The following is a 25399-nucleotide window of genomic DNA, read 5'->3' on the forward strand; positions in this document are numbered from 1 at the left end:
AAACCAAACACTCAAAACAACACTGGAAATCAATACTTTACGCAGCTTAAAATTCATTTAATATAAAATTCGTAAATTTGCAACGCCATAAAAAATTGATACCCAGTTTTTTGATGCTGGCAAGCATTTTGATTAAATGTAGCCATTCAAGTTGTTCAGTACACATATCTGTAATTACCTCATCAGTAATTTAATTGTAGAATCTATGTAAAAGATGAGTTTCTTTTTACATGATACACTCTTTTTCTAGAGTATAATCTATTGAAATATTTAAAATAAACATAAGGCCAACAGGTCTTTATACTGTTATTTTTTGTTGAAAGCTTTTATCAATAAAGGCTTAGCAAATTATTTTATCCTATCGTCATCAGCAGAACAACTAAAATAAAATGGATATAATGAATTGGTGTACAATTTTTTATATCAAATTATTAATTAAAAAATTCTGAATATGGAAAAAAATGAAAACACTCGAAAAGTAAAACTTAAAGTGGAAGACCTGACCATCATCTTTGGTAAAAACAAAGAAAAAGCGCAGGAACTTCTGGATAAAGGTTTTTCCAAAAAGGAAATTCTTGAAAAAACAGGCTGTACCATAGGAATCAACAAAGCCAGTTTTGAAATCTATGAAGGAGAATTCTTTGTGATTATGGGACTGTCGGGAAGCGGAAAATCTACCCTATTGCGTTGTCTTAACAGGCTGAATGAACCCACTTCCGGAAAAGTATACATCAATGACGATGATATTACCGGTAAAAACAACAAAGAGCTGCTGGAAGTAAGAAGAACAGAAATGAGCATGGTATTCCAGAAATTTGGATTACTTCCGCATCATACTATTTTAGATAATGCTGGTTTCGGGTTGGAAATCAGAGGAGAAGATAAAGCATCCCGTGATCAAAAAGCACAGAAAGCATTGGATATTGTAGGATTAACTGGTTTTGAAAATCAATACCCATCCCAACTTTCTGGAGGAATGCAGCAGAGAGTAGGATTGGCCAGAGCTTTGGCCAACGATCCGGAAGTATTGCTTATGGATGAGGCTTTCTCTGCACTGGATCCTCTGATAAAATCTGAAATGCAGGACCAGATGCTTGAACTGCAGAATACATTACAAAAAACTATTGTCTTTATTACCCACGATTTGGATGAAGCCATTAAAATCGGAGACCGTATTGTCATTATGAAAGACGGGGTCATAGAGCAAATAGGAACTGCCGAAGATATTCTAACCAATCCCGCCAGCGACTATGTGAAAGCATTCGTAGAGAAGGTAGACCGTAAAACAATTATCACTGCAAGATCTTTAATGTTTGATAAGGCTACAGTAGTACGTTTCAAAAAAGACGGTCCTGAGGGTGCTTTAAGAAAAATGAGAACTACTGGTCTTGAAAACTTACCTGTTGTGGATTTTCAGAATAAATTTCTGGGCTTTGTAAAGCTTAACGATGTGGTCCGTATTGCCAAAATGAAAGAACCCACGGTGGAATCCATTATCAACAGCAATGTCCCTTCAGTTTATCCTGAAGTAACTGTAGAAGAAATGTTACCGCTGATTTCTGAAAATAAATCCTCCATTGCCGTGGTAGATGAACACAATAAATTCTTAGGTCTTATCACCCAATTATCGCTCATCATAGAAGCCACCAAGTTTAACGAAGAAGAGATCATAGAATTAAAAGAAATCGCAAACAATCAATAAGATGAATAAAACTATAGATATAGGCCAATATGTAGAAACTGCAATCAATTGGCTCACACAAAACGGAAAGCCTGTATTTGATGTCATAAAACATCTGGGAAACTCCTCCATCATGGGGATTGAATGGGTTTTAACAAACACACCTTTTTATGTAATCATTCTCTTTTTTACACTTCTGGCATTATGGAAAGCCGGAAAAGGAATTGCTGTGGTAACAGCAGCCGGACTAAGTTTAATATTTTTAATGGGACTATGGAAAGAAACCATGGAAACCTTGGCGCTTATCTTTGTTTCTACCATTACCGCCCTTATTCTTTCTATACCTCTGGGTATTTTAGCGGCAAAAAGTAAAGTAGCAGACAAAATCATTCGTCCTTTACTGGATTTGATGCAGACCATGCCCGCATTTGTCTACCTGATTCCGGCTGTACTGTTTTTCAGTATCGGTAAAGTACCCGGAGCTTTTGCAACCATTATTTTTGCGATGCCCCCGGCTGTTCGATTAACGACGTTGGGAATTGAAGCCGTTCCGAAGGATATTGTAGAAGCAGCCAGAGCTTTCGGAGCGACCAACCGTCAGATTTTGTTCAAAGTAGAGCTTCCTTTAGCGATGAAAACGATTTTAACGGGAATCAACCAAACCATACTATTATCATTATCCATGGTTGTTATTGCAGGAATGATTGCGGCAGGTGGTTTAGGAGAGAAAGTACTGGAAGGAATTAATAATCTGGATATCGGATTAGGATTTGAAAGTGGTTTATCTGTAGTGATCTTAGCCATTATCCTCGATCGTATTACCCAGGGATTTGTAAAGAAAAAACAATAAAATGAAACAAGCAAAATATCTGTTTTTACCCATTTTAATGTTGATATTTACAGCATTACATTCGTGTGAAAACATAAAAAACTCAAAATACATTACCATAGGAATGGTAGATGGCTGGGCGGAAGATGTAGCGATGACACATGTTGCTAAAGCCATTCTGGATAAAGAAGGATACCATGTTATTATTCAAAAAGCCTCTACCGATATGATTCTGGCTTCGATGAATAATGAAGACACAGACCTTTTCATGGGAGTCTGGCTTCCTTACACCCACGCTAAAAAACTGGCCAAATTTCCGGGACTGACTCATCTTGGAACCAATTATGACAACGGCCGTATTGGATTGGTTGTCCCGGAATATGTTAGCATTAATTCCATTGAAGAGCTCAATCAGCATAAAGATCAGTTCAGTCATAGAATTATAGGTATCGAAAAAGGAGCCGGATTAACCACCGGAACAGACAAAGCGATTATTGATTATAAACTGGATTATCAACAGATCAACTCCTCAACCATTGCCATGATCACCGAATTACAGAATGCTATCCAGCAGAAACAATGGATTGTAGTAACCGGATGGCAGCCTCACTGGATGTTTGGTAAAATGAAACTTAAGTTTCTTGAAGATCCCAAAAAGATTTATGGTGAAGCGGAGCAGATTAAAACCTATTCCAGAAAAAGCTTTGCTAAAGATCATCCGGAGCTGGCAAAATTCTTTTCAAAACTTCATTTTGATGATGAAAATATGTCTGATCTTTTAATGAAAATGGAACAGAGTAAAAATAAAGAAGCCACTGCCAAAGAATGGGTAGAAGATCACTCTGAGCTGATACACTCATGGCTAAGTAAAAATTAATTAAGAATTTGGTAGTATTTAAAATCCTCAACTCTACACGGGTATGAGGATTTTTTTATCTATATATCAGAAGAAGTCATCGATTCTTTAATTTTCTCCCGATGAAGTATTCCCCAATTTACCAATGTTTCCGTTACCGGAAATACAGATTTTCCATATTCCGTCACGGCGTACGTTACTGTAATCGGTTTTGTATCCTGAATCGTTCTTGTGATGAGAAGATTGGTTTCCAATTCTTTTAATTCTTTGCTCAGCATTTTAGCAGAAATTCCTTCAATACTTCTTTCCAACTTTTTAAAATGAATCATCTGATTTGGCCTGTTGGTTAAATACCTCAGAATCATCAGTTTCCATTTCCCACCCAAAACATCCAGACTGTCCCGCATTGCAAACAATTCTTCAGTACAGTTTGCTTCTCTTTCGATACCGTTTTCTATAATTTTTGCCATAATAGTTTCATCAAGGTAACTAGTTACCAATAGTTAACTAGTAGCAAATATAAACTATTCTGTCTTTACATTTGCCTTACAAAAAACAATATGAAAGCAGTTATTTTAAATAAAAACGGAACACTGGAAGACGGATTTGTAGAAAAGCCACTACCCAAAAGCAATGAAGTTTTAATTCAAATTAAAGCCAGCGGTTTCAATCCCATCGACTATCAGATGCTGGAAAACGAACTGGAACGAAAATTAATCAGTTCTCCGATATTAGGAAGAGAATTATCAGGAATTATTGTTGATAAAGGTAATGAAGTTACACAATTCAACATAGGTGATGAAGTCTACTGTGGCAGCGGTTCCATGGGAAGCAACGGTACATATGCAGAATATATTTCAGTTCCCGAAACCATTGTGTCACTCAAACCAAAAAATATTTCTTTTGAACAGGCAGCTTCTATCCCTTCTGTTGGATTAACTTCTTTACAGGTCTTTAAACGACTGCAATTTAAACCTGAAGATACCCTTTTTGTAACAGGAGCATCCGGAGGAGTTGGTTCATTTCTGATCAAACTTTTACTCTCCCAGGGGATCCTTCAGATCACAGCGACTGTTGGAAGTGAAGAAAACAAACAAACTCTCCTTAATATGGGACTGAAAAACCATCAAATTATCAATTATAAGGAAGAAAATCTTATTGAGAATATCCTAAAATCCAATGATGACAGACCTTTCGAATATGGAATTGATCTGGTAGGAAACTTTATGTCGGAAGTCATTGCCGAAGTCTTAGCAATTAATGGAACCTATGTAGATGTAACGGCATTAGTCAGTCAGAATGCTCATGAACTTCTTTTCAATAAGGGAAGCATCATCATGAATATTTCCAATTATGCTTACAGTATGATCAAAAAGTATGACTACTATCAAAACGGATTAAAAGAAATAAAAAAACTCATCGAAAATAAAGTTATTGCACCCCCGCAGTATAAAACTCTTGGTAACCTTTCTCTGGAAACCGTTTTAAAAGCACATTTTCTATTAAAAAATAATCAGACCCAAGGTCATAAACTCATTATGAAACATTAATTTATGAACAAAATACCAAGACGAATCGTTACAGGCATGAAAAACGGAAAATCCGTTATTATAGAAGATCAACAGGTAGAAAATGCTGTAGAACATTTTCCGGGCCTTATCATTTCAGATATCTGGAACACTCAAAAAATGCCCGTCAGCCTTGATTTTGAAACGCAAATTCCCAATACCGGATTTCCGCAAACTCCCAAAAACGGAACGTACTTTCGATATGTTGTTGTTCCTCCTGATAAAGATTTAGGGGTAGAATGGAAAAAAAATGAACCTCATCCCATGATGCACAAAACGCCGACACTTGACTATATTATCATCCTTTCCGGTGAACTTTATCTCATCATGGAAGAAGGTGAAACCCTTTTGAAACCTGGTGATATCGTTATCCAAAGAGGAACCAATCATGCATGGAGTAACCGGTCTGATGAACCTTGTATTCAGCTGGCGGTGTTGATCGATGCAGAGATTTAAATTTACACGGCTATATAGGATTTTACACCATTGTCATTCTGACGAAGGAAGAATCTCATGTAAAGCTTAGATTCTTCATTTCACTGCGTTACATTCAGAATGACAGCGTCATAATAATAAGATGGCAGGATTAATGTGAAATTGTATATAATTGTCTAAATTTAAATCTCACACCTTACAAAGCAGAAATTTCCAACAGCTTCTGCTTCATTTTCTCAGATGTCATCTGCCCTTCCTGATAATACACCAAATTCTGATGCTTATCAAGGAATACCCATAACGGATACACAGGCTGGTTTTTATTTTTAGATAAAGCCAAAGCCAATTCATGAATTCCGGAGCTTCCATTCTGCAGATATTCAAAATCACGATTCTGAAAACGAATTTTCTCTTTTGTTTTCTCCGCTTCAAAATTCACGAAATAAAAATGATCATTCATCAAATTTACAAGCTCTTTATCTTTACTCATATGATAAGATTCAATCTTACAGACTGCACACCAATCGGTATAAAGGTGAATGACAACGGGTCTTGGACTCATTTTTTGTAAAGTCTCTATTTCAGAAAAAGTGCCTGTCTTCATCTGAGACAGATAAAAACAGGGCACTAACATTAAAAATAAAGCTATTTTTTTCATTTTAAATTATATTTTACACCCAAAAACCCTCGGATACGCTGCATTGGGGCATACCCGTACGCTGTATCAAAAGTATAATGGTTGGGATTATTGATGGGATCATCAACATGCTTATCAAAAGGATCAAAAGGTCTCATCAGAGGATCTTTAGGGGTAAAGTTGAATAAGTTTTTCACGCCGCAATACACTTCAAACCCAGATTTGAAACTTTTAGAAAACTGAATATTAGCCAAAGAATAGAATGGTGAATATTCCGGGCGATAATCGTTAGGTAAAACAGGAAGTCTCATAGGTCCATAAAACTGTCCCGTAAAATCTATCGTCAGATTGTTGGCAAACTTATAAGTCAGGTTATAAGTACCACTCCATTTGGGAGCATGCAGTTGTTGTGTTTTTTGATTTTCGTTATCAAATTTCTGATAGACATCCAGGTAGGTTACCCCAAGATTGACACTCAAAGGAAACTGAAAAGTAAAATCTACATTCAGAGAAGCTCCTCTTGAAATTCCGTATCCATGGAGATTGTCATAAATGATTTTATTAGGATCAGAATCAAAATCACCTACAATTTTATTACTAAAATAGGTATAAAATGCTGAAGCATCAAAACTCAGCATACGACCTCCCACAGGAACTTTCCAGATATAATTAAGATTTCCGTTCACCGATCTTTCCGGCTTGAGGTCTGTTTTTACCACCACCTCTCTGGAACCTGTAAGGGCAGCATGATCTTCTGTAAATAAATTCACCACCCTGAAACCTGTTCCAAAATTGAATCGCAAAGTATGATAAGGATTCGGAGAAAACTTCCAGGCAAACCTTGGGGAATGAACAGAATGATGCACTTTATCATAATCATATCGGTAACCCAGCAATAGAGTGTTCTTATCATTAATTTCCCACTGATCCTGAACAAAAGCCCCCAAAATTGGTGATTTCATCGGTGCATTGGTGATCCCGTCTGATGCCAGAGTTCCGGGAGTATTATCATCATAATACGTTCTTTTAAAAGTAAGTCCTGCAGTGATGTCATGACTTCCAAAACTTCTGTCCCAATACGTTTGTACAAAAGCCACTTTTTGCAGTGCATTAAAAGGATTGGTGCCGTAAAAAGAATTCTGATCATGATAGTTATAAGAAAACTGAGTCACAATATGTTCTTTCATAGGCCATTCATACAAACCGAAAATCTCAGCTCTGTTGGTATAAATACTTTCACCATATACTTCATTGCTTCCGCGGAAAGATTTGTTCCACTGCATTTCACCGCCAAAACGATCCTCGTACAGATATCTCATTGCAAAACTGGCCTGTCTATTGTTTTTTCGTTTAAAATTCCATTTGTTGAATATTGAAATTCGGCTTTGTAAAGTCGTATCTGTGAAATTATCTTTATTCTGATCTATTCTTTCCTGAAAACTGAAATAATTTAAACTTAATAGTGAAGCTGCGTTCTTCCCTACATTGAATTTAGTGGAAAGATCCAGATTATTTTCAAACCAGCTCGTTGTCATCAGATCGACACTTAATTTAGGAGCTGTCAGAGCATTTTTGGTAATAATATTGATAACCCCACCCATCGCTTCAGAACCATAAATAGAAGAAGCCGGGCCTTTTACCACCTCTATTCGGTCTACCAAACTGTTGGGAATCCCACTCAAACCATACACTGTGGACAAAGAACTTACAATTGGCATTCCGTCAATCAGAATCATGGTATAAGGTCCTTCCAATCCGTTGATGTGAATATCTCCGGTATTACAGACAGAACAGTTCAGCTGAGGTTTTATTCCATTTACCATCGCAATGGCTTCAAAAATACTGGGAGTTGGGTTTTTCTGGAAAAACTTCTGACTGTAAATTTCTACGGCAACAGGACTTTTGGACCTGCTCATCGGTTTTATGGTGCCGGTAACCACAACATCTTCAATATTGCTCGTCTGGATCTCCTTGCTCGAAACCTTCGCTGAATCTATATTTCTTTGTGGAGATAAACGTAAACTGTCTGCCTCCTGAGCAAAACAGTATGAGGATAAAAAAGTAATAGAAAATAATATTCGCTTCATGAAATTAAAATTGTTAGACAAATCTAACAATTATTTTTTAATTACAAAACTTATTGAAAAATATTGATTGAGCCAATTCATGAAAAATGATTAAATTTGAGAAACTACATATCAAAGTAAAATGAGATATCATCTAGCGGGAAATATCCCACCAAAAAGACATACAATCTTTAAGTCACCGGAAGATAAATTTTACTATGAACAGCTTTTCGGTACCGAAGGCTTTCATGGAATTTCTTCACTGCTATACCATATTCACCGTCCTACACAGATCAAATCGATCGGTGAACCTAAAGACGTTACTCCAAAAATTGCAGTAGAGAAAAACGTTGCGCCAAGAATGTTTAAGGGAATGAATGTAACTCCTGAAGACGATTTTATGGACAGCCGTAAAATCCTTCTGATGAACAACGACCTGAAAATGGGACTGGCAAAGCCAAGAAAATCGATGGATTATTTCTACAAAAACGCTGAATGTGATGAACTTTTGTATGTTCACAACGGAACCGGAATTTTGAAAACCTTTGTTGGTGATCTTGAATTCGGAACCGGTGACTATCTTATCATCCCAAGAGGAACCATTTATCAGGTAGAACTGAAATCTGATGACACGGTTTTCTTCGTACTGGAAAGCCACTCTCCTATTTATACTCCGAAACGATACAGAAATGAGTTTGGGCAGATGTTGGAACATTCTCCATTCTGCGAAAGAGATATGATTGCTCCTACTTTCAAAGAGCCTATAGATGAGAAAGGAGAATTTCTGATCAAAGTAAAAAAACAAAACGAAATTACAGATTTTATCTACGCAACACATCCATTTGACGTAGTGGGTTGGGATGGATACTTTTATCCTTATAAATTCAATATTAAAAACTTCGAACCGATTACCGGAAGAATTCACCAACCGCCACCGGTTCACCAGAATTTTGAAGGACATAACTTTGTAGTATGCTCATTCTGCGCAAGAATGTACGACTATCATCCACAGGCAATTCCTGCTCCTTACAACCACTCCAATATCGATTCTGATGAAGTATTGTTCTATACAGAAGGTGATTTTATGAGCCGTAATCATATTGACCTGATGGACTTTACCCTTCACCCGGGAGGAATTGTACACGGACCTCACCCTGGCGCGATGGAAAGAAGTATCGGTAAAAAATTCACAGAAGAATATGCCGTAATGGTAGATCCTTTCCGTCCTTTAAAAATTACAGAAGAGGCTTTAAAAGTGGAAGATCCATCTTATAAAACTTCATGGCTGGAATAGTCTATTGAGTTCATCTCAAAAAAGTACTACTGAATACATACAAAAGACACTTTAAATCCTTTATTTAAAGTGTCTTTTTTCGTAAATTTGTAAGGAATGGTTAACATTTATAATCATCATTATTTTTCATAACAAAGCCTTAAGTAATGGTGGTTAAATAAAAATCAATATTACATGTTAGAAAGAATCAGATTAGAAAGTCTACACCAAAAAGTAACCACGGCAGAAAATGCTGTAAAAATTATTAAAGATGGGATGACCATTGGGTCCAGTGGCTTTACAAAAGCGGGTGACAGCAAAGCAATTTTGCCTGCACTGGCGGAAAGAGGAAAAACAGAAGACCTTAAAGTCACCTTAATGACCGGAGCTTCCCTTGGCCATGGTACCGACGGAAAACTGGCCGAAGCAAACGTTTTAAAGAAAAGAATGCCATTTCAGGTAGATCCCATCTTACGAAACAAGATCAACAACGGAGAAATTCTCTTCATCGATCAGCATTTGAGTGAAAGTGCCGAACTTCTTCACACCAAAAATCTTCAAAGTATAGACGTCGCAGTTATAGAAGCAGCTTATATTGAAAGAGACGGAAGTATTGTTCCTACCACTTCTGTAGGCAACTCCGTAACATTTGCTGCCTTGGCTAAAAAAGTGATCATCGAAATCAATACAGAAGTTCCTGAAGAAGTTTATGGAATCCATGATATTTACCAGGCCGAAGATTATCCTTACCGAAATGTTATTCCTATTGTGGCTCCATGGAACAAAATCGGAAGAAAAAGTATTCCTGTAGATCCTGATAAAATTGAGGCCATTGTTTTCACCAACCGCAAAGACAGCCCTGCCGACATTGCTGAACCGGACGAAAAAACAACAGCAATTGCCAAGCACCTTCTTGCTTTCTTTGAAAATGAAGTTCTTCTGGGACGTCTTACAGACAGACTACTTCCTCTTCAGGCAGGTATTGGTAAAGTAGCTAATGCTGTACTTACAGGATTTAAGGATAGCAATTTTTATGATCTCACTATGTTTTCCGAAGTACTTCAGGACAGTACATTTGATCTGATTGATTCTGGAAAATTAAGTTTTGCATCAGCATCTTCCATCACTGTTTCTCAGGAATGTTATGAAAGAGTATTGGGAAATCTTTCAAAATATAAAGACAAATTCGTTTTAAGACCTCAAAATATTTCCAACACACCGGGATTGATCAGAAGATTGGGAGTTATTGCCATCAATACAGCTATTGAATTTGATATCTACGGAAATGTAAACTCTACTCACATCGGCGGATCCAAAATTATGAACGGAATCGGAGGTTCGGGAGACTTTGCCAGAAATGCTTACCTAAGTATTTTTGTAACTCAGGCAGCTTCAAAAGGAAACAATATTTCCCACGTTCTTCCAATGGTTTCTCATACAGATCATACTGAACACGATGTAGATATTCTGGTAACTGATGTTGGATTGGCAGACTTGCGAGGATTAGCACCAAGAGAAAGAGCCCAGAAAATCATTGACAACTGTGTACACCCTGATTATAAAGAAGAACTACAATCTTATTTTGACAGAGCTTGCGAAAGAGGAGGCCATACTCCACACTTGCTGGAAGAGTCATTCAGCTGGCATTTACGTTTTGCTGAGACAGGAAGCATGAAACAAGCTATAGCAACAGATATTCAAAATTAAGAATTGTCAACAAATATTTAAAAGGACCCAATACAATGCATTGGGTCCTTTTATTTTTATGCAATACTTCTTTCATTAATATGATAAAAATCTCATCAAAACCATCAAATATTTAGAATAAGATAAAATTATAAAGGCTATCTTTGAAAGAACAGAGATATTTTACAGGATAAAAGATTAGGTCAAAACCCATTATGACTATTATTTAAAAAAGATAAAATATGCAGAATTACATCAGCGCAGAAGAAGCGATATATACGATAAAAAGCGGAAACCGTGTATTTTTTCATGGAAGTGCCTGTACTCCCAATTACCTGATTGATGAACTGGCAAGACAGTCCCACCGCCTGGAAAATGTAGAAATGGTTTCTATTACCCAACAGGGAAATGTTGAAATTGCCAAACCTCAGTACAAAGATCATTTCTTTGTCAACTCATTGTTTGTTTCTACTCCGGTACGTGATGCCGTCAACTCAGACAGAGGTGATTTTGTTCCTGTATTTTTAAGTGAAATTCCGATCTTATTCAGAAAAAATATTCTTCCACTGGATGTGGCACTGATAACGGTTTCTCCACCCGACAAGCATGGTTTCTGTACATTGGGAACATCCGTAGACATTGCAAGATCTGCCGTAGACACCGCCAAAATAGTCGTCGCAATCGTAAACCCCAGAATGCCGAGAACCCACGGTGACGGAATGATTCACATCAGCAGAATCCATAAACTGGTGTGGCATGAGGAAGAGCTTCCTACTGTAGACTATGGTTCAAAAGTAGGTCCTGAAGAAATGCTTGTAGGAAAAAATGTAGCCGAACTTATTGAAGACAGATCCACCCTTCAAATGGGAATAGGAACCATTCCCGATGCTGTATTGAAATGCTTAACCAATCATAAAGATCTGGGTATTCATACAGAAATGCTGAGTGATGGAGTAATCGATCTGATACAAAACGATGTAATCAATAATAAATATAAAGGGTACAATGACAATAAAACCATTACCAGCTTCTGCTTCGGGACAAGAAAACTTTATGATTATGTAGATGACAATACTGTGTTTGCATTCAGGGATGTAAGTGAGGTTAATTTTCCGATCAACATCATGAAAAACAAAAAAATGGTAGCCATCAACTCGGCCATAGAAATAGATCTTACCGGACAGGTATGTGCCGACTCTATTGGAACACTTCAATATAGCGGTATCGGCGGACAGATGGACTTTATGAGAGGTGCTGCGTTGGGTGAAGACGGAAAACCTATTATTGCCATTACTTCCAGAACAAAAAAAGGAATCTCCAGAATTGTACCTTATCTTAAACAGGGAGCCGGAGTGGTTACTACGAGGGGACATATTCATTATGTTGTTACCGAATACGGAACGGCTTATTTATATGGCAAAAATCTTCGCCAAAGAGCACAGGAGCTCATCAGTATTGCTCATCCTGACGATAGAGAAATGCTGGAGCGTGCAGCTTATGAAAGATTTAAGCACTGATAATGAGGTAATAATATTTTTTCACTAACTCAAATCTAAAACCTACTTTTTAATTCATATGAGTAAACCATAAAAATGTGTCAATATTTTGGCAGTATTTTTGATCAAACTCTTTATAAAACAAGGAAATTGAAGACTATATATAATTCGATACGAGAAGAAGTTGTAAAGCATTCGAAAGTGAGGAATTCTGTTTTGGGGAATGTGAATGAATGGAAAAGAAGCCATTATATTATTCTTTCAGAAATTATCAAAGACGAGCTATCGGAAGCTGAAGAACTTAAAGGAGGTAAAAAATTTGAAATCGGTAATACCATTTCACACGTTACACTGCAGCGTTTTTTTGAAAATGATTATCAGGATAAAACTCACAATGACCTCAGATTCCTGAAAACGCTAGACAAGATTTGCATTTTTCTGGGATATAAAGATCTTAATGATTACATTCTGTCTGTAAGGCACAAGCAAAACGATGATCAGGAGGCGGATGAACAATCTTTCCTGACACAGATGGTGTACGACTACTGTGCTTCTGCATTTGAATTTTACAAACTCTTTCCTGTTCACAACACAGAGAACCTAAAAGACCTGGTGTTTCATGACTCACCGTTTTTAGAGCGTTTATCATTATACAGTAAAGAATTGTGTGATAAAGATTTTCATCTGGTGACCAAAAACAACCGTTCCAACTACGAGGTTTTTGACATTAATATTGTCACAGACGAACCGGATAAAAAAATACTGGAGTCTCAGGAATTCTGGAACCTTTTATTTAAAGTCGGAGAAACGGAAGAGGAACACTTTGTTAATCAACTGAATACCCAAATTTATTTTATCAAAAAAATAAATGACACCTGGAAAATATGGGACAACTATAATCCGGATGCCGGAAGATTAAACCGACAAATAGAAACCGTCTAAAAAAATAAGAAAGCCGCAGATAAATTCTGCGGCTTTCATGTTCGAAATATTTTTCTTCACTTGTCTTTTGTATAACAAATGTAAGCGGTTGATTCTAAACATCTGAAACTTAAATATACTTAAGTAAACTCTTCTTTAAGGTTATGTTAAATATATTCAACGATTCCGGGGTTATATTTTCGCAATGTCTAAGATTTTTGTAATTTGCATACCAATAAAATAAAAGTAAAAGAGAAAATATGTCAACACTTACATTTGCCGAGAAAATTGCTCAAGCAGAAAATTTCTTACCAATTAATGGTACAGATTACATTGAGTTTTATGTAGGAAATGCAAAACAGGCTGCCCATTATTACAAAACCGCTTTCGGTTTTCAGTCTGTAGCTTATGCCGGTCCTGAAACAGGAGTGAGAGACCGTGCATCTTATGTGCTTCAACAGGGAAAAATCAGATTGGTTTTAACAACAGGATTGAAATCTGACTCTCCTATCAACGAACACGTAAAAAAACATGGTGACGGAGTAAAAATTTTGGCACTTTGGGTAGATGACGCTTATGCAGCTTTCGAAGAAACAACTAAAAGAGGTGGAAAACCGTATTTAGAGCCTGTAACTTTAACTGATGAGCATGGTGAGGTAAGAATGTCCGGAATCTATACTTATGGAGAAACCGTTCATATGTTTGTTGAAAGAAAAAATTATAACGGAGCTTTCATGCCTGGGTATGAAAAGTGGGAAAGCAGCTACAAACCTGAAGAAGCCGGATTGCTATATGTAGACCACTGTGTAGGAAATGTAGACTGGAACAGAATGATCCCTACTGTTGAATGGTATGAAAAAGTAATGGGATTTGTAAATATCCTATCTTTTGATGACAAACAAATCAACACAGAATATTCTGCACTGATGTCTAAAGTAATGTCCAACGGAAACGGATTTGCAAAATTCCCTATCAATGAGCCGGCAGAAGGTAAAAAGAAATCTCAGGTAGAAGAATACCTTGACTTCTACGAAGGGGAAGGGGTACAGCACATTGCTGTAGCTACAAAAGATATCATCCACACAGTAACCGAACTTAAAAAACGCGGTGTAGAATTCCTTTCTGCTCCACCGGAAGCTTATTACGATATGGTTCCTGAAAGAGTAGGTCACATAGATGAAGATTTAAAGAAACTACAGGACTTAGGTATACTTATTGATCATGATGAAGAAGGGTACTTACTTCAGATTTTTACAAAACCTGTAGAAGACCGCCCTACCCTGTTCTTCGAAATTATTGAAAGACATGGCGCACAGAGTTTTGGTGCCGGAAACTTCAAAGCTTTATTCGAAGCCCTGGAAAGAGAGCAAGAGAGAAGAGGTAATCTTTAATTTTACATAAGAAATATTAAGTTTTGTCAGGATACAGTATTCTGGCAAAACTTTTTTATAAAACACACCATATGAGAAAATTTTTAATCGGGATTTTATTCTTTGGAACATTAGGGCTGAAAGCTCAGTATGGAACATTGGATGCAATTCTTAAAAGACTTGAAGAAAGAAAAGGCATCAATCAGAATCTTGAGCAGGTAAATATTGATAACAAGAAATTTGTTTTCATTAAAGATGAGGCAGACCATACGGAAAGAGACTTTATTATTATTAAAGGAAACAACGCAACCTATGTGGAGGTTTTCGATGATAAAGCCACAGGAGAAAGCAGTTCCAACGTTTTTACCGGTGATATTATCCGAAAGAAAAACATAATTTCTTTAAGAGCAGATATGCTTGAAAATAAAAAAGTTCCCTTGCCGGTTACCAAAACACTGCTCCTGACCCAACAGGATAATATCCTATACCTTATCGATGTCAATACAAAAGACCGATGGATTGATGAGCAATCTTACTCGAAAAAGGCAAAAAAATAAACACCTGGAAAAAATAAATTCCAGCCTCTGTTTTAATCTAACTAAAATCTAAACTTATGAAATCATTTGTAGACTATTCCTCAAATTCGGATTTTTCTATACATAATATTCCTTTTGGAGTAGCAGTTTTTAACAAAGAATATATCGGATGCTGTACAAGAATCGGAGATCAGGTTGTTGATCTTGCCACACTTTACGATCTTGGTTATTTTGAAGATATTGAAGGATTGGACGACAATATTTTTGAAGCATACACCATCAACGAATTTATCGAACTGGGTAAACCGGTTACCAATGCTGTCCGTGCAAAAATTCAGGCACTCTTACAGGAAGGATCTACCCTATCAAAAGATCAGAAAACAATTGAAGAAGCATTCTATGACCTGGATAAGGTAAAAATGATGATGCCTATTCACATCCCCAATTATACAGACTTCTACAGCAGCATTGAGCACGCTACCAACGTAGGAAAAATGTTCCGTGATCCAGCTAACGCGTTATTACCTAACTGGAAGCATTTACCGGTAGGTTACCACGGCAGAGCCTCTTCTATCGTTGTTTCAGGAACGGAAATCAATCGCCCAAAAGGACAAACAAAGCCTGCTGATGTAGACAAACCTGTTTTCGGACCATGTAAACAACTGGATTTCGAACTGGAAATGGCTTTCATTATCAATAAAAATACAGAGATGGGAGAAAGTATTTCTACAAAAGACGCTGAAGATTCCATCTTCGGTATGGTAGTTTTCAATGACTGGTCTGCAAGAGATATTCAGGCTTGGGAATATGTTCCACTAGGGCCTTTCCTAGCAAAGAACTTCGGTTCATCCATTTCTCCATGGGTGGTTACTCTTGAAGCTTTAGAACCATTCAGAACAGCTTCTCCAACACAAGATCCTGAAGTTCTAGAGTATCTGAAATTTGAAGGAGATAAAAACTACGACATCAACCTTGAAGTCTATATTCAGCCTGAAAACGGAGATCAAAATCTGATCTGTGAAAGCAACTACAAACACATGTACTGGAATATGACTCAGCAATTGGCACACCACACTGTAAACGGATGTAATGTTGAGGTAGGTGATCTATACGCCAGCGGTACTATTTCCGGTAGCGATCCAAAATCTTTCGGTTCTATGCTTGAATTGACATGGAGAGGTCAAAATCCTTTATCATTAAGCAACGGTGAAGAGAGAAAATTCATTGAAGATAATGATACTGTTACCATGAAGGCATGGGCTGAAAAAGATGGAGTGAGAGTAGGTTTCGGTGAGGTTTCGGGTAAAATTATCCCAACACTTTAATTTTTTTTCACCACAAAAGTCACAAAAGAATTAATGATCACGCAGTCATATTTAACAGATCTTACCTATAAAATAAATGGTGCTTGTATAGAAGTTCACAAAGTTTTAGGGCCTGGTTTATTGGAAAGCGTATATCATAAATGTCTGGAAGAAGAATTTAGATTAAGAAATATTAATTTTAAATCTGAATTGAAAGTTCCAGTACATTATAAGGGAAAAGAAATTAATTGTGATTTCTTTTGTGATTTTTTAGTTGAAGACCTAATTGTGGTAGAATTAAAGTCAGTTGTAAAGCTTAATGATATTCATAAAGCTCAACTTCTTAATTATATTAACTTAATGAAGAAACCCAAAGGGATTTTAATCAATTTTAATGTAAAAAATCTATATCATGAAGGACAGGAAACCTTTGTGAACCAATATTACGATATGCTTTTTTAAACTTTAAATATGAAAGCTATTTTACTTAAAAACTTTTGTGCCTTTTGTGGTTAAATTAGAATATGAAAACAGTAATCCCCTCCGAGATAACCTCCGTACAGTTACAAACCATTATGCAAACGGCCGTTTCACCGCGACCTATTGCTTTGGCATCTACGGTGGATAAAGACGGTCATCATAATTTATCACCATTCAGCTTTTTCAATATGTTCAGTACGGTGCCTCCGATTCTGATCTTTTCACCATCGAGAAGAGTGCGTGATAATACGACAAAACATACACTGGAAAATGTTCTGGAAGTTCCGGAAGTTGTAATTGGAACGGTAAATTTCCCAATTGTACAACAAATTTCTTTGGCTTCTACAGAATATGAAACCGGAGTTAATGAATTTGTAAAATCTGGTCTTACGATGAAAGATGCAGATCTTGTAAAGCCCAAACTGATTGAGGAATGTCCTGTAAATTTTGAATGCAAAGTGCTAGAGGTAAAACCATTGGGTGATCAGGGCGGTGCCGGTAATCTGGTAATCTGTGAGGTTCAGAAGATTCACATTCGTGAAGAATATCTGAATGAAGCAGGAAATCTTGATCAGCAAAAACTGGATATGGTAGCCCGCCTGGGCAGCAACTGGTATTCCAGAAGCAATGAAAACAATCTTTTTGAAGTACCCAAACCTTTAGTAACAAAAGGAATTGGTTTTGATCTTCTGCCGGAAGCCATCAAATACAGTAAAATCTTCACAGGAAATGATCTCGGGATGCTTGCCAATACGGAAGTATTACCATCCGGAGAATTCCATACCGAGGAAAATATTCATCGTGATGTTCAAAAACTTCTTCTGGAAAGTAAAATAGAGGAAGCATGGAGTATTCTTACCATTAAGTAAATAATTCTAACGATAAAAAAGACAGCCTGAAAAATTCAGGCTGCTTTTCTTTATTTTGCTTTTAAAGATTTTGTCACTGCGATTTTCTTCTTTTCGCTAAAATCTGTTAATGTTCCATTCTGATCTATCATAACATTTATATTGTCATCCTTGGCATCATAATAAATATCTGTGGAATATCCCGGACAATCATGCTGCTTACATCCTGTCACTTTATAAATCCCGTTTTCGGAGGTAACAGGGGTTTCTACATTGAAGTTTTTCACCATTTCATCATACTTTTTCCCCAGTAACTTCTTCAATCTGTCAGAAATAGTTTTATCTTCAAACAGTTTGATATCATGGGGATATTTTCCTTCATTTTTGGCAATGATATTGTCTGTACCCGGAACAGAGGCTGTTTTTGTTGAAGCAGAATCTGTTTTTGGAGCAACAGCCGAATCTTTGGGTGTTGTGGCAGCTAAAGAATCTTTGCTCACAGAAGTATCCGTTTTTGCTTCCTTATTACAGGAAACGACAAATAATGATAGCGCAAATGCGCCTGCAATGATTTTTTTCATAAATATAAGTATGTTGGTTAATATATTATAAAATGATTGTAAAGGTTTTAATTCAGTTTTTCTTTGATAAAATCAATACATTTTTCGGTGACGGTATTCAGATCTTTGGGTAAATCTTGATCAGCCCATGGTTCTTTTGCTCCAAAAGTATGATTGGCATTTTCAATAAGAAACAGTTCAGAATTTGGATTAAGAAGGTGAAGATGTTCAGCCTGCTTTACTTCTACAGCCTCGTCCTCTGTTCCATGTATAATCAACATATGAGCTTTTGCCATTTCGGCAGCCCGTTCTACATCAAATCGATGAATGTTTTCTTCATAATCTTCATAAAACTGATAATAATGAGGCATCTCCTGCTTCGTACGGCCGTTTAATGCATAATATACCCCTTCTTTTTCCCATTTTCCCAAGGCTTCCCCAGTAGGAAACCTTTCTAAAGTATCTACACTGGCTAAAGTAACCAAACCGTTGATTCTTTCATCTTCCGATGTTTTAATAATGGAAATACCTCCTCCTCTGCTGTGCCCGATCAAAACAACCTTCTCCGAATCTACATGTGGATTTTGAATAAAATGGTCAATAACAACCCCAAGATCTGAGAGTTCTTTAGAATAATTATTATTTCCAAAAGCTTCAAGATCAGCAAAATCATGAGGGTTATCGACCGTTGTTCCATTATGAGAAAAATTAAACTTTACAAAGAAATAGCCTGCTTCAGCCAATTTTTGTCCCATCAAATCCCATGCGCCCCAGTCTTTATATCCCTTGTACCCATGAACAAAGATGACCAACGGAAGTTTTTGGGTGGTATCTGTATAAAAACTATCAGCCAGAAAACCTCTTGTTTCCTTATTTTCTAAAAATATATCTTTTTCAATAATCAAATTCATAAAATAAACGAGTTTCATTTAACATAATTTACAGCTACAATGATAACTTAAATATAAATTTATGAAAAAAACTCTACTTTTTTTATTTTTAATTATATTTTATTGATTGAAATGGCATTATATCTCAGACGAATTGATAGGCTTCACTCTAAAAACAAAGGAAAGATTCTCTAAAAATGTATAAAAAATAAGCTTATTTTTGCCTTATGCAGAATTTAAGAACTGTAACCGTGATGCGTTACATTCTGCCGTTGAGAGAAGGAGGTTCTCTTCCTGCTTTGGCAGAAGCTGATGATGATTTCAAATATGTATTAAAATTCCGTGGTGCAGGCCATGGAGTAAAGATGCTGATCTCTGAACTTTTGGGTGGAAAAATTACAGAAGCGTTAGGATTGAAAATTCCTGAACTGGTTTTTATTACTCTTGATGCAGATTTTGGAAGAACGGAAGCCGATGAAGAAATACAAGATTTATTAAAGTATTCTGAGGGTTTAAATCTTGGCTTACATTATCTTTCCGGTTCCATTACTTATGATCCGGGTGTGAAAGTTGATCCGTTTCTGGCTTCGAAAATAGTATGGCTGGATGCATTTATCACCAATATCGATCGTACTTTTAAAAATACCAATATGCTGATGTGGCATAAAGAACTCTGGATCATTGATAATGGTGCCTCGTTTTATTTCCACCATTCATGGCAGAATTTTGATGCAGCCGCAAAAACGCCTTTCAAGTATGTGAAAGACCACGTACTGCTGCCTAAAGCTAAAATGTTGGATGAAGCTGATAAGTTTGCCCATGAAGTATTGAATGATGCCCTTTTCAGAGACATAGTCAATGCTATTCCCGAAGATTGGTTACATTGGAATGATGCTGAAGAAACTCCCGACGAAATCCGTGAAATCTATTTTCAGTTCTTAAAAACCAGATTCGAAAATTCTCAAATCTTTGTAAACGAAGCCAAAAATGCAAGGGGATAAAATATATGAATATGCGGTAATACGCTTGGTACCAAAAGTTGAAAGAGAAGAATTTTTCAATATAGGATTGGTGATGTTTTCTAAAAAAGAAAAATTCATCAAAGTAGAATTCTACCTTTGTCCGGATAAATTCAAATTCATGCACAGTAAACTTGATTATGATGATGTTATCCAGAATCTGATAAGTTTTCAGAAGATAGCCAATGGTGATAAAGATGGTGGCCCTATCGCTCTGCTCGACATTCCTGAGCGCTTTAGATGGCTGACCGCAGTAAGAAGTGCCGTTGTGCAGACTTCAAGACCTCATCCCGGAAAATCCAAAGATCTGGATCGCACTTTTGGTAAGCTTTTTGAGGAGTTAGTAAAATAACGATTCCCTCAAAAAAAATTATCATGAACTCATCCATCAACAACATATCAAACTACAGGTTTTTCACAAACCTGTTTTTTGTTTTATTTTTAAGTATTTCCAATTCATTTTTTTCACAAAACTTTTCACAAACACTGGTTAAAACACCTCCAGTAAAAAGTACTCTTCTTCCAGAGATAGCCAATATTACCGAAGATATTACTTACACAATCAATAGAAAAGGCAGTCCGGTTAAACTGGATGTTTTTACGCCTAAAAATGCTTTGACAGAGAAGTTGCCTGTGCTTATCTACATTCATGGTGGTGGATGGGTAGGAGGAGACAAGATCATTCATGCTGATAATTATGTGGAAACTACGATTGCAAAGCTGATGGCCAAAAAATATGCTGTAGTCAGCATCAACTATACACTTCTCAATGACAGTACCCATTTTCCACTTCCGCTGGAAGATACCAAAGATGCGATAAGATGGGTAAGAAAAAATGCAGAAAAATACAATTTCGACACTCATAATATTGGCCTTTTCGGAGCATCAGCAGGTGCACACCTTGCCTTAATGGCGGCCTACACTCCGGACAATACTTATATTGGCAATCCTGAGCTTTCCTCCTACTCAGCAAAAGTTAATTATGTTATTGATCATTATGGCCCTGCTGACCTGAATAAGCTATTTCATACAAGACTGGGAACCATCCCTGTGGCTATGATTGGGTTAATTTCAAAGAAGATTGTCAGTTTACAACAAGATTTAGTAAAAGGACTTTCCGGATATGATGTAAAAAAAGATCAGGGCAGGGCAATAGAATATTTCAAAACCATATCTCCGGTTTATTTTGTTTCTGAAGCCGTTCCCACTTTGATTGTTCAGGGGAATAGCGATAAAATTGTTCCTTTAAGTCAATCGAAAAAACTGTACAGGAAATTAAAAAGAGCTAAAGTACAAACCTCTTTAATTGTTGTAGATAAAGGTGTTCACGGCTTCGGTACTACAGATAAAGCATATCTTGATAAACTTACAGATGAAATGGTGGATTTCGTTGTATCGCAGAAAAAGTAAAAAATATAATCAATACTTTATAATTTAAGTCATATTATTTTTGTCTAGATATCGCTTTTTATGTACTGAAAGACTATACTATTAAACATTATTTGCTGATTATATTTAATCTGAGAGGTTTTTAATTTTTAACCACAGATTTCACGGATGTGTACAGATGATTGTGTTTTTATTGGATGGGGATGATAATAATGGGTTGATTGATAATATTGGTAAAAATTGGTGGGAAGAATTGATATGATTTTTAGTTTTTATAGCTAAGAAGTAATGATGAAAATGAAAAGATTGATCTATTTCTTTTTCAAATTCCTGTAGCGCTTTTTTGCCTGCTGTGATAATTTTTATACATTTGTTATGCTTTAGGGGTATTCTGAAAAGAATTGAGAGAGTCCCTTTGAACCTGATACGGCTTACACCGGCGTAGGGAAAAGCAAAACTACATTATATTGTAATGTACCTTTTGTTCCGGATTTTTCCTAAAGCTATTTTTATTTTAATATAACAATGGAAAAAACTCTCTGGCAGCAAGTTCAGCTTGTACAACAAAAGTCTCCCCTGGTTCACAATATTACCAATTACGTAGTGATGAACAATACAGCCAATGCTCTTTTGGCTGCAGGAGCATCTCCTATTATGTCTCATGCCAAATCTGAGATCAGAGAAATGATCAATATCGCCCATTCGGTAGTGATTAATATCGGTACTCTTGATGAATACTGGTCCGAATCGATGCTTATGGCTGCAGAAACAGCAAATGCTATACATAAGCCTTGGGTTTTAGACCCTGTTGGAGCGGGAGCGACTTCATTTCGCGACCAGATTTTACACCAGCTTTTACAGTATCATCCTACAGTGATCAGAGGGAATGCCTCTGAAATTATTGCTTTAGCCAAGATCAATACAACAGTCACCAAAGGGGTTGACAGTACCGCAGAAAGTAATGAAGCGATTGACGCAGCTCAAATTTTAGTCGATCAGTACAATACGATTGTTTGTATTTCTGGTGAAACGGATATTATCCTTAGTCCTCAACAAACTTTTTTTATTAAAAATGGGCATCCTCTTATGACGAAAGTCACTGGTCTTGGATGCTCAGCCACAGCATTAATAGGAGCATTCATAGGGTCCTCAGAAGATAAATCATTAGGAACAACCGCTGCAATGGCACTCCTGGGAATTTCCGGAGAACTTGCAGTTCAGGAAAGCAAAGGTCCGGGAAGCCTTCAGGTTAATCTGATTGATAAGCTGTACAATATTACTGAGGAAGAATTCATCCGTCATTTGAAGATTGAAAAAAAATGAGTCTACATTCCTTTCCTTACCAATTATATCTTGTAATTTCAGAAGCTGACTGTGCTGGAAAAAATTTCCTAAAAGTTGCAGAACAGGCAATTCTCGGTGGTGTAGATATCATTCAGTTGCGAGAAAAAAACGACTCTACTGCTTTATTTCTTCAGAAGGCACGCCAACTTCTTGAGATTACCGATAAATATAACATTCCTCTTATCATTAACGATAACATTGAAGTGGCTGAAAAAGTAAATGCTGCAGGAATTCATGTTGGAAACAGTGACTCTGCTCCTACCTATCTGAGACAGCAACCTTCCATTAAAGATAAAATAATAGGGTATTCTATAGAACATTTAGTACAACTTGATAATCAGGAAACTTCTGTGTCAGATTACCTCGGAATAAGCCCCGTATTTAAAACCAATACTAAAACAGATACCATTACGGAATGGGGACTTGAGGGCATCGCTAAGATCAGGCAGCTTACAGAAAAACCGCTGGTTGTGATAGGAAATGTACATCTGGAAAATGCGAAAATGATCATGAATGCAGGAACAGACTGCCTCGCTGTAGTATCAGCAATATGCAGTGCTGATAATCCTCAAAAAGCAGCATATGAATTAAAAAACGAAATCTTAAAATGAAAAAATATAAATATCCATCCGTATTGACCATAGCCGGTTTTGACGGAAGCGGTGGCGCCGGAATTCAGGCGGATATCAAAACGGCTTCTGCATTAGGATGTTTTTCTACATCTGTATTAACGGCCTTACCTGTACAAAATACTCAAGGAGTAAGAAATATCTATCCGATTGCTGTTGAAGCGGTTGCAGATCAAATCAAAGCGATTCTGGAAGATATCGTTCCTGATGCTATTAAAATCGGGATGGTTCATACGCCTCAGCTGGTTGAAACCATCGTTTCTACCTTATCTCAATATAAAAAGATCCCCATTGTGTTTGATCCTGTAATGGTAGCCACCAGCGGACACCGATTGATTGAAGAAGAGACCATTCAAGCAATTACCGAAATGCTTTTCCCCATTGCCGATGTAATTACGCCCAATATGGATGAGACCGCTATTCTGGCAGACATGAAAGTAGAAACCCTTGAGGATCTTTACACAGCAGGAAAAAAGATCAAAACATTGGGATGCAAGACAATTCTTCTTAAAGGCGGTCATCAGGAAACCTCAACGATAACGTCTTTGTTTTATGATGAATCTGATCTATTTCATTCTTTTGAAACTATAAAATTTGCGACCCACAATACCCATGGTTCCGGCTGTACGCTTTCTTCAGCAATCGCGGCTTATATTGCTCAGGGAAAAACTTTGTACGACGCTGTTTCTTTAGCTCAGGATTATGTTTATCAGGCTATAGAAAACGGAATGGATGTACAAACAGGACTTGGAAATGGTCCGCTTAATCACTTTTTTAACCCTCAAAAACTCATCAAAAATGAAATGGTCTGAACAAACCTGGAATGATATTGAAGAATGCTACCAATCTATTCTTGATATGCTTTTTATAAAAGAATTATCAGATGGCAGTTTACCTCAGGAAAAATTCCGTTTTTACATGGCTCAGGATTCTCTGTACTTAGAACACTTTGGAAGAACTCTTTCTCTGATTGCTGCTAAAATCCCGGATCTTCAGGATGTATTGGCTTTCATGCGTTTCGCAGAGAATGCTATTGTTGTAGAAAATGCATTGCACGAGTCTTACTTTAAAGATTTCGGAGTGAACGATAAAGGTATTTTACAGCCTGTCTGCCATCATTACATTCATTTTCTGAGAAGTACAGCTGCTTTGGAGTCTGTAGAAATTGCCGTAGCTGCAGTATTACCTTGTTTCTGGATTTACAGGGAAGTTGGAAATTATATCTACAAAATTCAGAATACCGACAATAATCCTTATGAAAAATGGATCGCTACCTACGCCGGAGAAGAGTTTTCTGCCGCAGTGGATCAGGCAATAGCTATTTGTGATAAAATCGCTGAAAACAGTACTGCTGAGACCAGAAAAAAAATGACCGAAGCTTTCATTACAGCATCCCGCATGGAATATCATTTCTGGGAAGCTGCCTATGAACTTAAAACCTGGAAATAAAATCTGCAAGGTTGATAGTACTGGTTTCTACCTTTTAAATTTTCAACCTATCCTGTCATTTTCAGAATATCACAGAAAATAAAAACGGAACCTTGTAAAATAAAGGTTCCGTTTTTTTGTAAAAAGTAAAATA

At 36.8% G+C, this 25399-nt stretch carries 26 protein-coding genes and 1 riboswitch; of the genes, 21 read left to right on the plus strand and 5 right to left on the minus strand.

Translation table 11 applies throughout. The annotated features are described in order from the left end of the window. Positions 1 to 451: 451 nt before the first annotated feature. The 3 genes from ACQ76T_RS23410 to ACQ76T_RS23420 are packed head-to-tail and all read left to right on the plus strand — an operon-like array spanning position 452 to position 3387. A complete protein-coding gene (locus ACQ76T_RS23410; protein WP_431345606.1) occupies positions 452 to 1702 on the plus strand; it encodes a quaternary amine ABC transporter ATP-binding protein in 1251 nt (416 codons plus the stop codon). Position 1703: 1 nt separating this feature from the next. Beyond that, entirely contained in the window at positions 1704 to 2531 is an 828-nt protein-coding gene (locus ACQ76T_RS23415) for an ABC transporter permease (protein WP_431345607.1), read from the plus strand. Between the two features lies 1 nt (position 2532). Further along, positions 2533 to 3387: a glycine betaine ABC transporter substrate-binding protein gene (locus ACQ76T_RS23420; RefSeq protein WP_431345608.1), complete on the plus strand. Its 855-nt coding sequence runs from the start codon at positions 2533 to 2535 to the stop codon at positions 3385 to 3387. Between the two features lie 59 nt (positions 3388 to 3446). Here the strand turns inward: ACQ76T_RS23420 and ACQ76T_RS23425 are convergent, their stop codons facing one another. Continuing rightward, a complete protein-coding gene (locus ACQ76T_RS23425; RefSeq protein ID WP_431345609.1) occupies positions 3447 to 3836 on the minus strand; it encodes a winged helix-turn-helix transcriptional regulator in 390 nt (129 codons plus the stop codon). 90 nt (positions 3837 to 3926) lie between these two features. On the opposite strand from ACQ76T_RS23425, the gene ACQ76T_RS23430 reads away from it, so the two are divergent. Both ACQ76T_RS23430 and ACQ76T_RS23435 read left to right on the plus strand, forming a co-directional pair. Then, positions 3927 to 4916 carry a quinone oxidoreductase family protein gene (locus ACQ76T_RS23430; RefSeq protein ID WP_431345610.1) on the plus strand — a complete coding sequence of 330 codons (990 nt, stop codon included), beginning with the start codon at positions 3927 to 3929 and terminating at the stop codon, positions 4914 to 4916. Positions 4917 to 4919: 3 nt separating this feature from the next. After that, positions 4920 to 5390: a cupin domain-containing protein gene (locus ACQ76T_RS23435; RefSeq protein ID WP_431345611.1), complete on the plus strand. Its 471-nt coding sequence runs from the start codon at positions 4920 to 4922 to the stop codon at positions 5388 to 5390. A 175-nt stretch (positions 5391 to 5565) separates the two neighbouring features. On the opposite strand, the gene ACQ76T_RS23440 is transcribed toward ACQ76T_RS23435, so the two are convergent. After that, positions 5566 to 5931, minus strand: coding sequence for a thioredoxin fold domain-containing protein (locus ACQ76T_RS23440; protein WP_431345612.1), 366 nt, complete (start codon positions 5929 to 5931; stop codon positions 5566 to 5568). Positions 5932 to 6023: 92 nt separating this feature from the next. Continuing rightward, the gene (locus ACQ76T_RS23445) at positions 6024 to 8093 is read right to left on the minus strand and encodes a TonB-dependent receptor plug domain-containing protein (protein ID WP_431345613.1); all 2070 of its coding nucleotides are present in this window, start codon (positions 8091 to 8093) and stop codon (positions 6024 to 6026) included. 121 nt (positions 8094 to 8214) lie between these two features. Here ACQ76T_RS23445 and ACQ76T_RS23450 point away from each other — a divergent pair, with 121 nt between their 5' ends. From ACQ76T_RS23450 to ACQ76T_RS23490, 9 genes are all read left to right on the plus strand, one after another. After that, on the plus strand, positions 8215 to 9366 hold the full coding sequence (locus ACQ76T_RS23450; RefSeq protein WP_431345614.1) for a homogentisate 1,2-dioxygenase: 1152 nt from the start codon (positions 8215 to 8217) through the stop codon (positions 9364 to 9366). Between the two features lie 174 nt (positions 9367 to 9540). Beyond that, positions 9541 to 11052 carry a succinate CoA transferase gene (locus tag ACQ76T_RS23455; RefSeq protein ID WP_431345615.1) on the plus strand — a complete coding sequence of 504 codons (1512 nt, stop codon included), beginning with the start codon at positions 9541 to 9543 and terminating at the stop codon, positions 11050 to 11052. 221 nt (positions 11053 to 11273) lie between these two features. Continuing rightward, a complete protein-coding gene (locus tag ACQ76T_RS23460; RefSeq protein ID WP_431345616.1) occupies positions 11274 to 12548 on the plus strand; it encodes an acetyl-CoA hydrolase/transferase family protein in 1275 nt (424 codons plus the stop codon). Positions 12549 to 12677: 129 nt separating this feature from the next. Continuing rightward, complete coding sequence (locus ACQ76T_RS23465) at positions 12678 to 13469, plus strand: hypothetical protein (RefSeq protein WP_431345617.1); 792 nt, start codon at positions 12678 to 12680, stop codon at positions 13467 to 13469. Positions 13470 to 13708: 239 nt separating this feature from the next. Next, positions 13709 to 14839 (plus strand): 4-hydroxyphenylpyruvate dioxygenase, encoded by a 1131-nt coding sequence (gene hppD, locus ACQ76T_RS23470; protein WP_431345618.1) that lies wholly within the window; start codon positions 13709 to 13711, stop codon positions 14837 to 14839. 71 nt (positions 14840 to 14910) lie between these two features. Continuing rightward, entirely contained in the window at positions 14911 to 15375 is a 465-nt protein-coding gene (locus tag ACQ76T_RS23475; protein ID WP_431345619.1) for a hypothetical protein, read from the plus strand. Between the two features lie 56 nt (positions 15376 to 15431). After that, positions 15432 to 16679, plus strand: a complete 1248-nt coding sequence (fahA, locus tag ACQ76T_RS23480) for a fumarylacetoacetase (protein ID WP_431345620.1) — start codon at positions 15432 to 15434, stop codon at positions 16677 to 16679. Positions 16680 to 16712: 33 nt separating this feature from the next. Beyond that, a complete protein-coding gene (locus ACQ76T_RS23485; protein ID WP_431345621.1) occupies positions 16713 to 17120 on the plus strand; it encodes a GxxExxY protein in 408 nt (135 codons plus the stop codon). Between the two features lie 62 nt (positions 17121 to 17182). Then, complete coding sequence (locus ACQ76T_RS23490) at positions 17183 to 18007, plus strand: flavin reductase family protein (protein WP_431345622.1); 825 nt, start codon at positions 17183 to 17185, stop codon at positions 18005 to 18007. Positions 18008 to 18057: 50 nt separating this feature from the next. Here the strand turns inward: ACQ76T_RS23490 and ACQ76T_RS23495 are convergent, their stop codons facing one another. Beyond that, entirely contained in the window at positions 18058 to 18567 is a 510-nt protein-coding gene (locus ACQ76T_RS23495; protein ID WP_431345623.1) for a hypothetical protein, read from the minus strand. Positions 18568 to 18614: 47 nt separating this feature from the next. After that, a complete protein-coding gene (locus ACQ76T_RS23500) occupies positions 18615 to 19457 on the minus strand; it encodes an alpha/beta hydrolase family protein (protein WP_431345624.1) in 843 nt (280 codons plus the stop codon). Between the two features lie 206 nt (positions 19458 to 19663). On the opposite strand from ACQ76T_RS23500, the gene ACQ76T_RS23505 reads away from it, so the two are divergent. The 7 genes from ACQ76T_RS23505 to tenA all read left to right on the plus strand — a co-directional run bounded on the left by ACQ76T_RS23505 (position 19664) and on the right by tenA (position 25266). Further along, entirely contained in the window at positions 19664 to 20437 is a 774-nt protein-coding gene (locus tag ACQ76T_RS23505) for a HipA family kinase (protein ID WP_431345625.1), read from the plus strand. Next, the gene (locus tag ACQ76T_RS23510; RefSeq protein WP_431345626.1) at positions 20424 to 20807 is read left to right on the plus strand and encodes a DUF3037 domain-containing protein; all 384 of its coding nucleotides are present in this window, start codon (positions 20424 to 20426) and stop codon (positions 20805 to 20807) included. Before ACQ76T_RS23505 ends, ACQ76T_RS23510 begins: the two co-directional genes overlap by 14 nt. A 23-nt stretch (positions 20808 to 20830) precedes the next feature. Further along, the gene (locus ACQ76T_RS23515) at positions 20831 to 21865 is read left to right on the plus strand and encodes an alpha/beta hydrolase fold domain-containing protein (protein WP_431345627.1); all 1035 of its coding nucleotides are present in this window, start codon (positions 20831 to 20833) and stop codon (positions 21863 to 21865) included. Between the two features lie 351 nt (positions 21866 to 22216). Then, a riboswitch (TPP riboswitch) is annotated at positions 22217 to 22309 on the plus strand. A gap of 60 nt (positions 22310 to 22369) precedes the next feature. After that, positions 22370 to 23167, plus strand: a complete 798-nt coding sequence (thiM, locus tag ACQ76T_RS23520) for a hydroxyethylthiazole kinase (protein WP_431345628.1) — start codon at positions 22370 to 22372, stop codon at positions 23165 to 23167. Beyond that, on the plus strand, positions 23164 to 23799 hold the full coding sequence (gene thiE, locus ACQ76T_RS23525; protein ID WP_431345629.1) for a thiamine phosphate synthase: 636 nt from the start codon (positions 23164 to 23166) through the stop codon (positions 23797 to 23799). Before thiM ends, thiE begins: the two co-directional genes overlap by 4 nt. After that, complete coding sequence (gene thiD, locus ACQ76T_RS23530; RefSeq protein WP_431345630.1) at positions 23796 to 24629, plus strand: bifunctional hydroxymethylpyrimidine kinase/phosphomethylpyrimidine kinase; 834 nt, start codon at positions 23796 to 23798, stop codon at positions 24627 to 24629. The genes thiE and thiD overlap by 4 nt, the downstream gene beginning before the upstream one ends. Continuing rightward, positions 24616 to 25266 carry a thiaminase II gene (gene tenA, locus ACQ76T_RS23535; RefSeq protein ID WP_431345631.1) on the plus strand — a complete coding sequence of 217 codons (651 nt, stop codon included), beginning with the start codon at positions 24616 to 24618 and terminating at the stop codon, positions 25264 to 25266. The genes thiD and tenA overlap by 14 nt, the downstream gene beginning before the upstream one ends. Positions 25267 to 25399 lie beyond the last annotated feature (133 nt).

The organism is Chryseobacterium sp. JK1 (assembly GCF_050632815.1).
GTDB lineage: Bacteria > Bacteroidota > Bacteroidia > Flavobacteriales > Weeksellaceae > Chryseobacterium.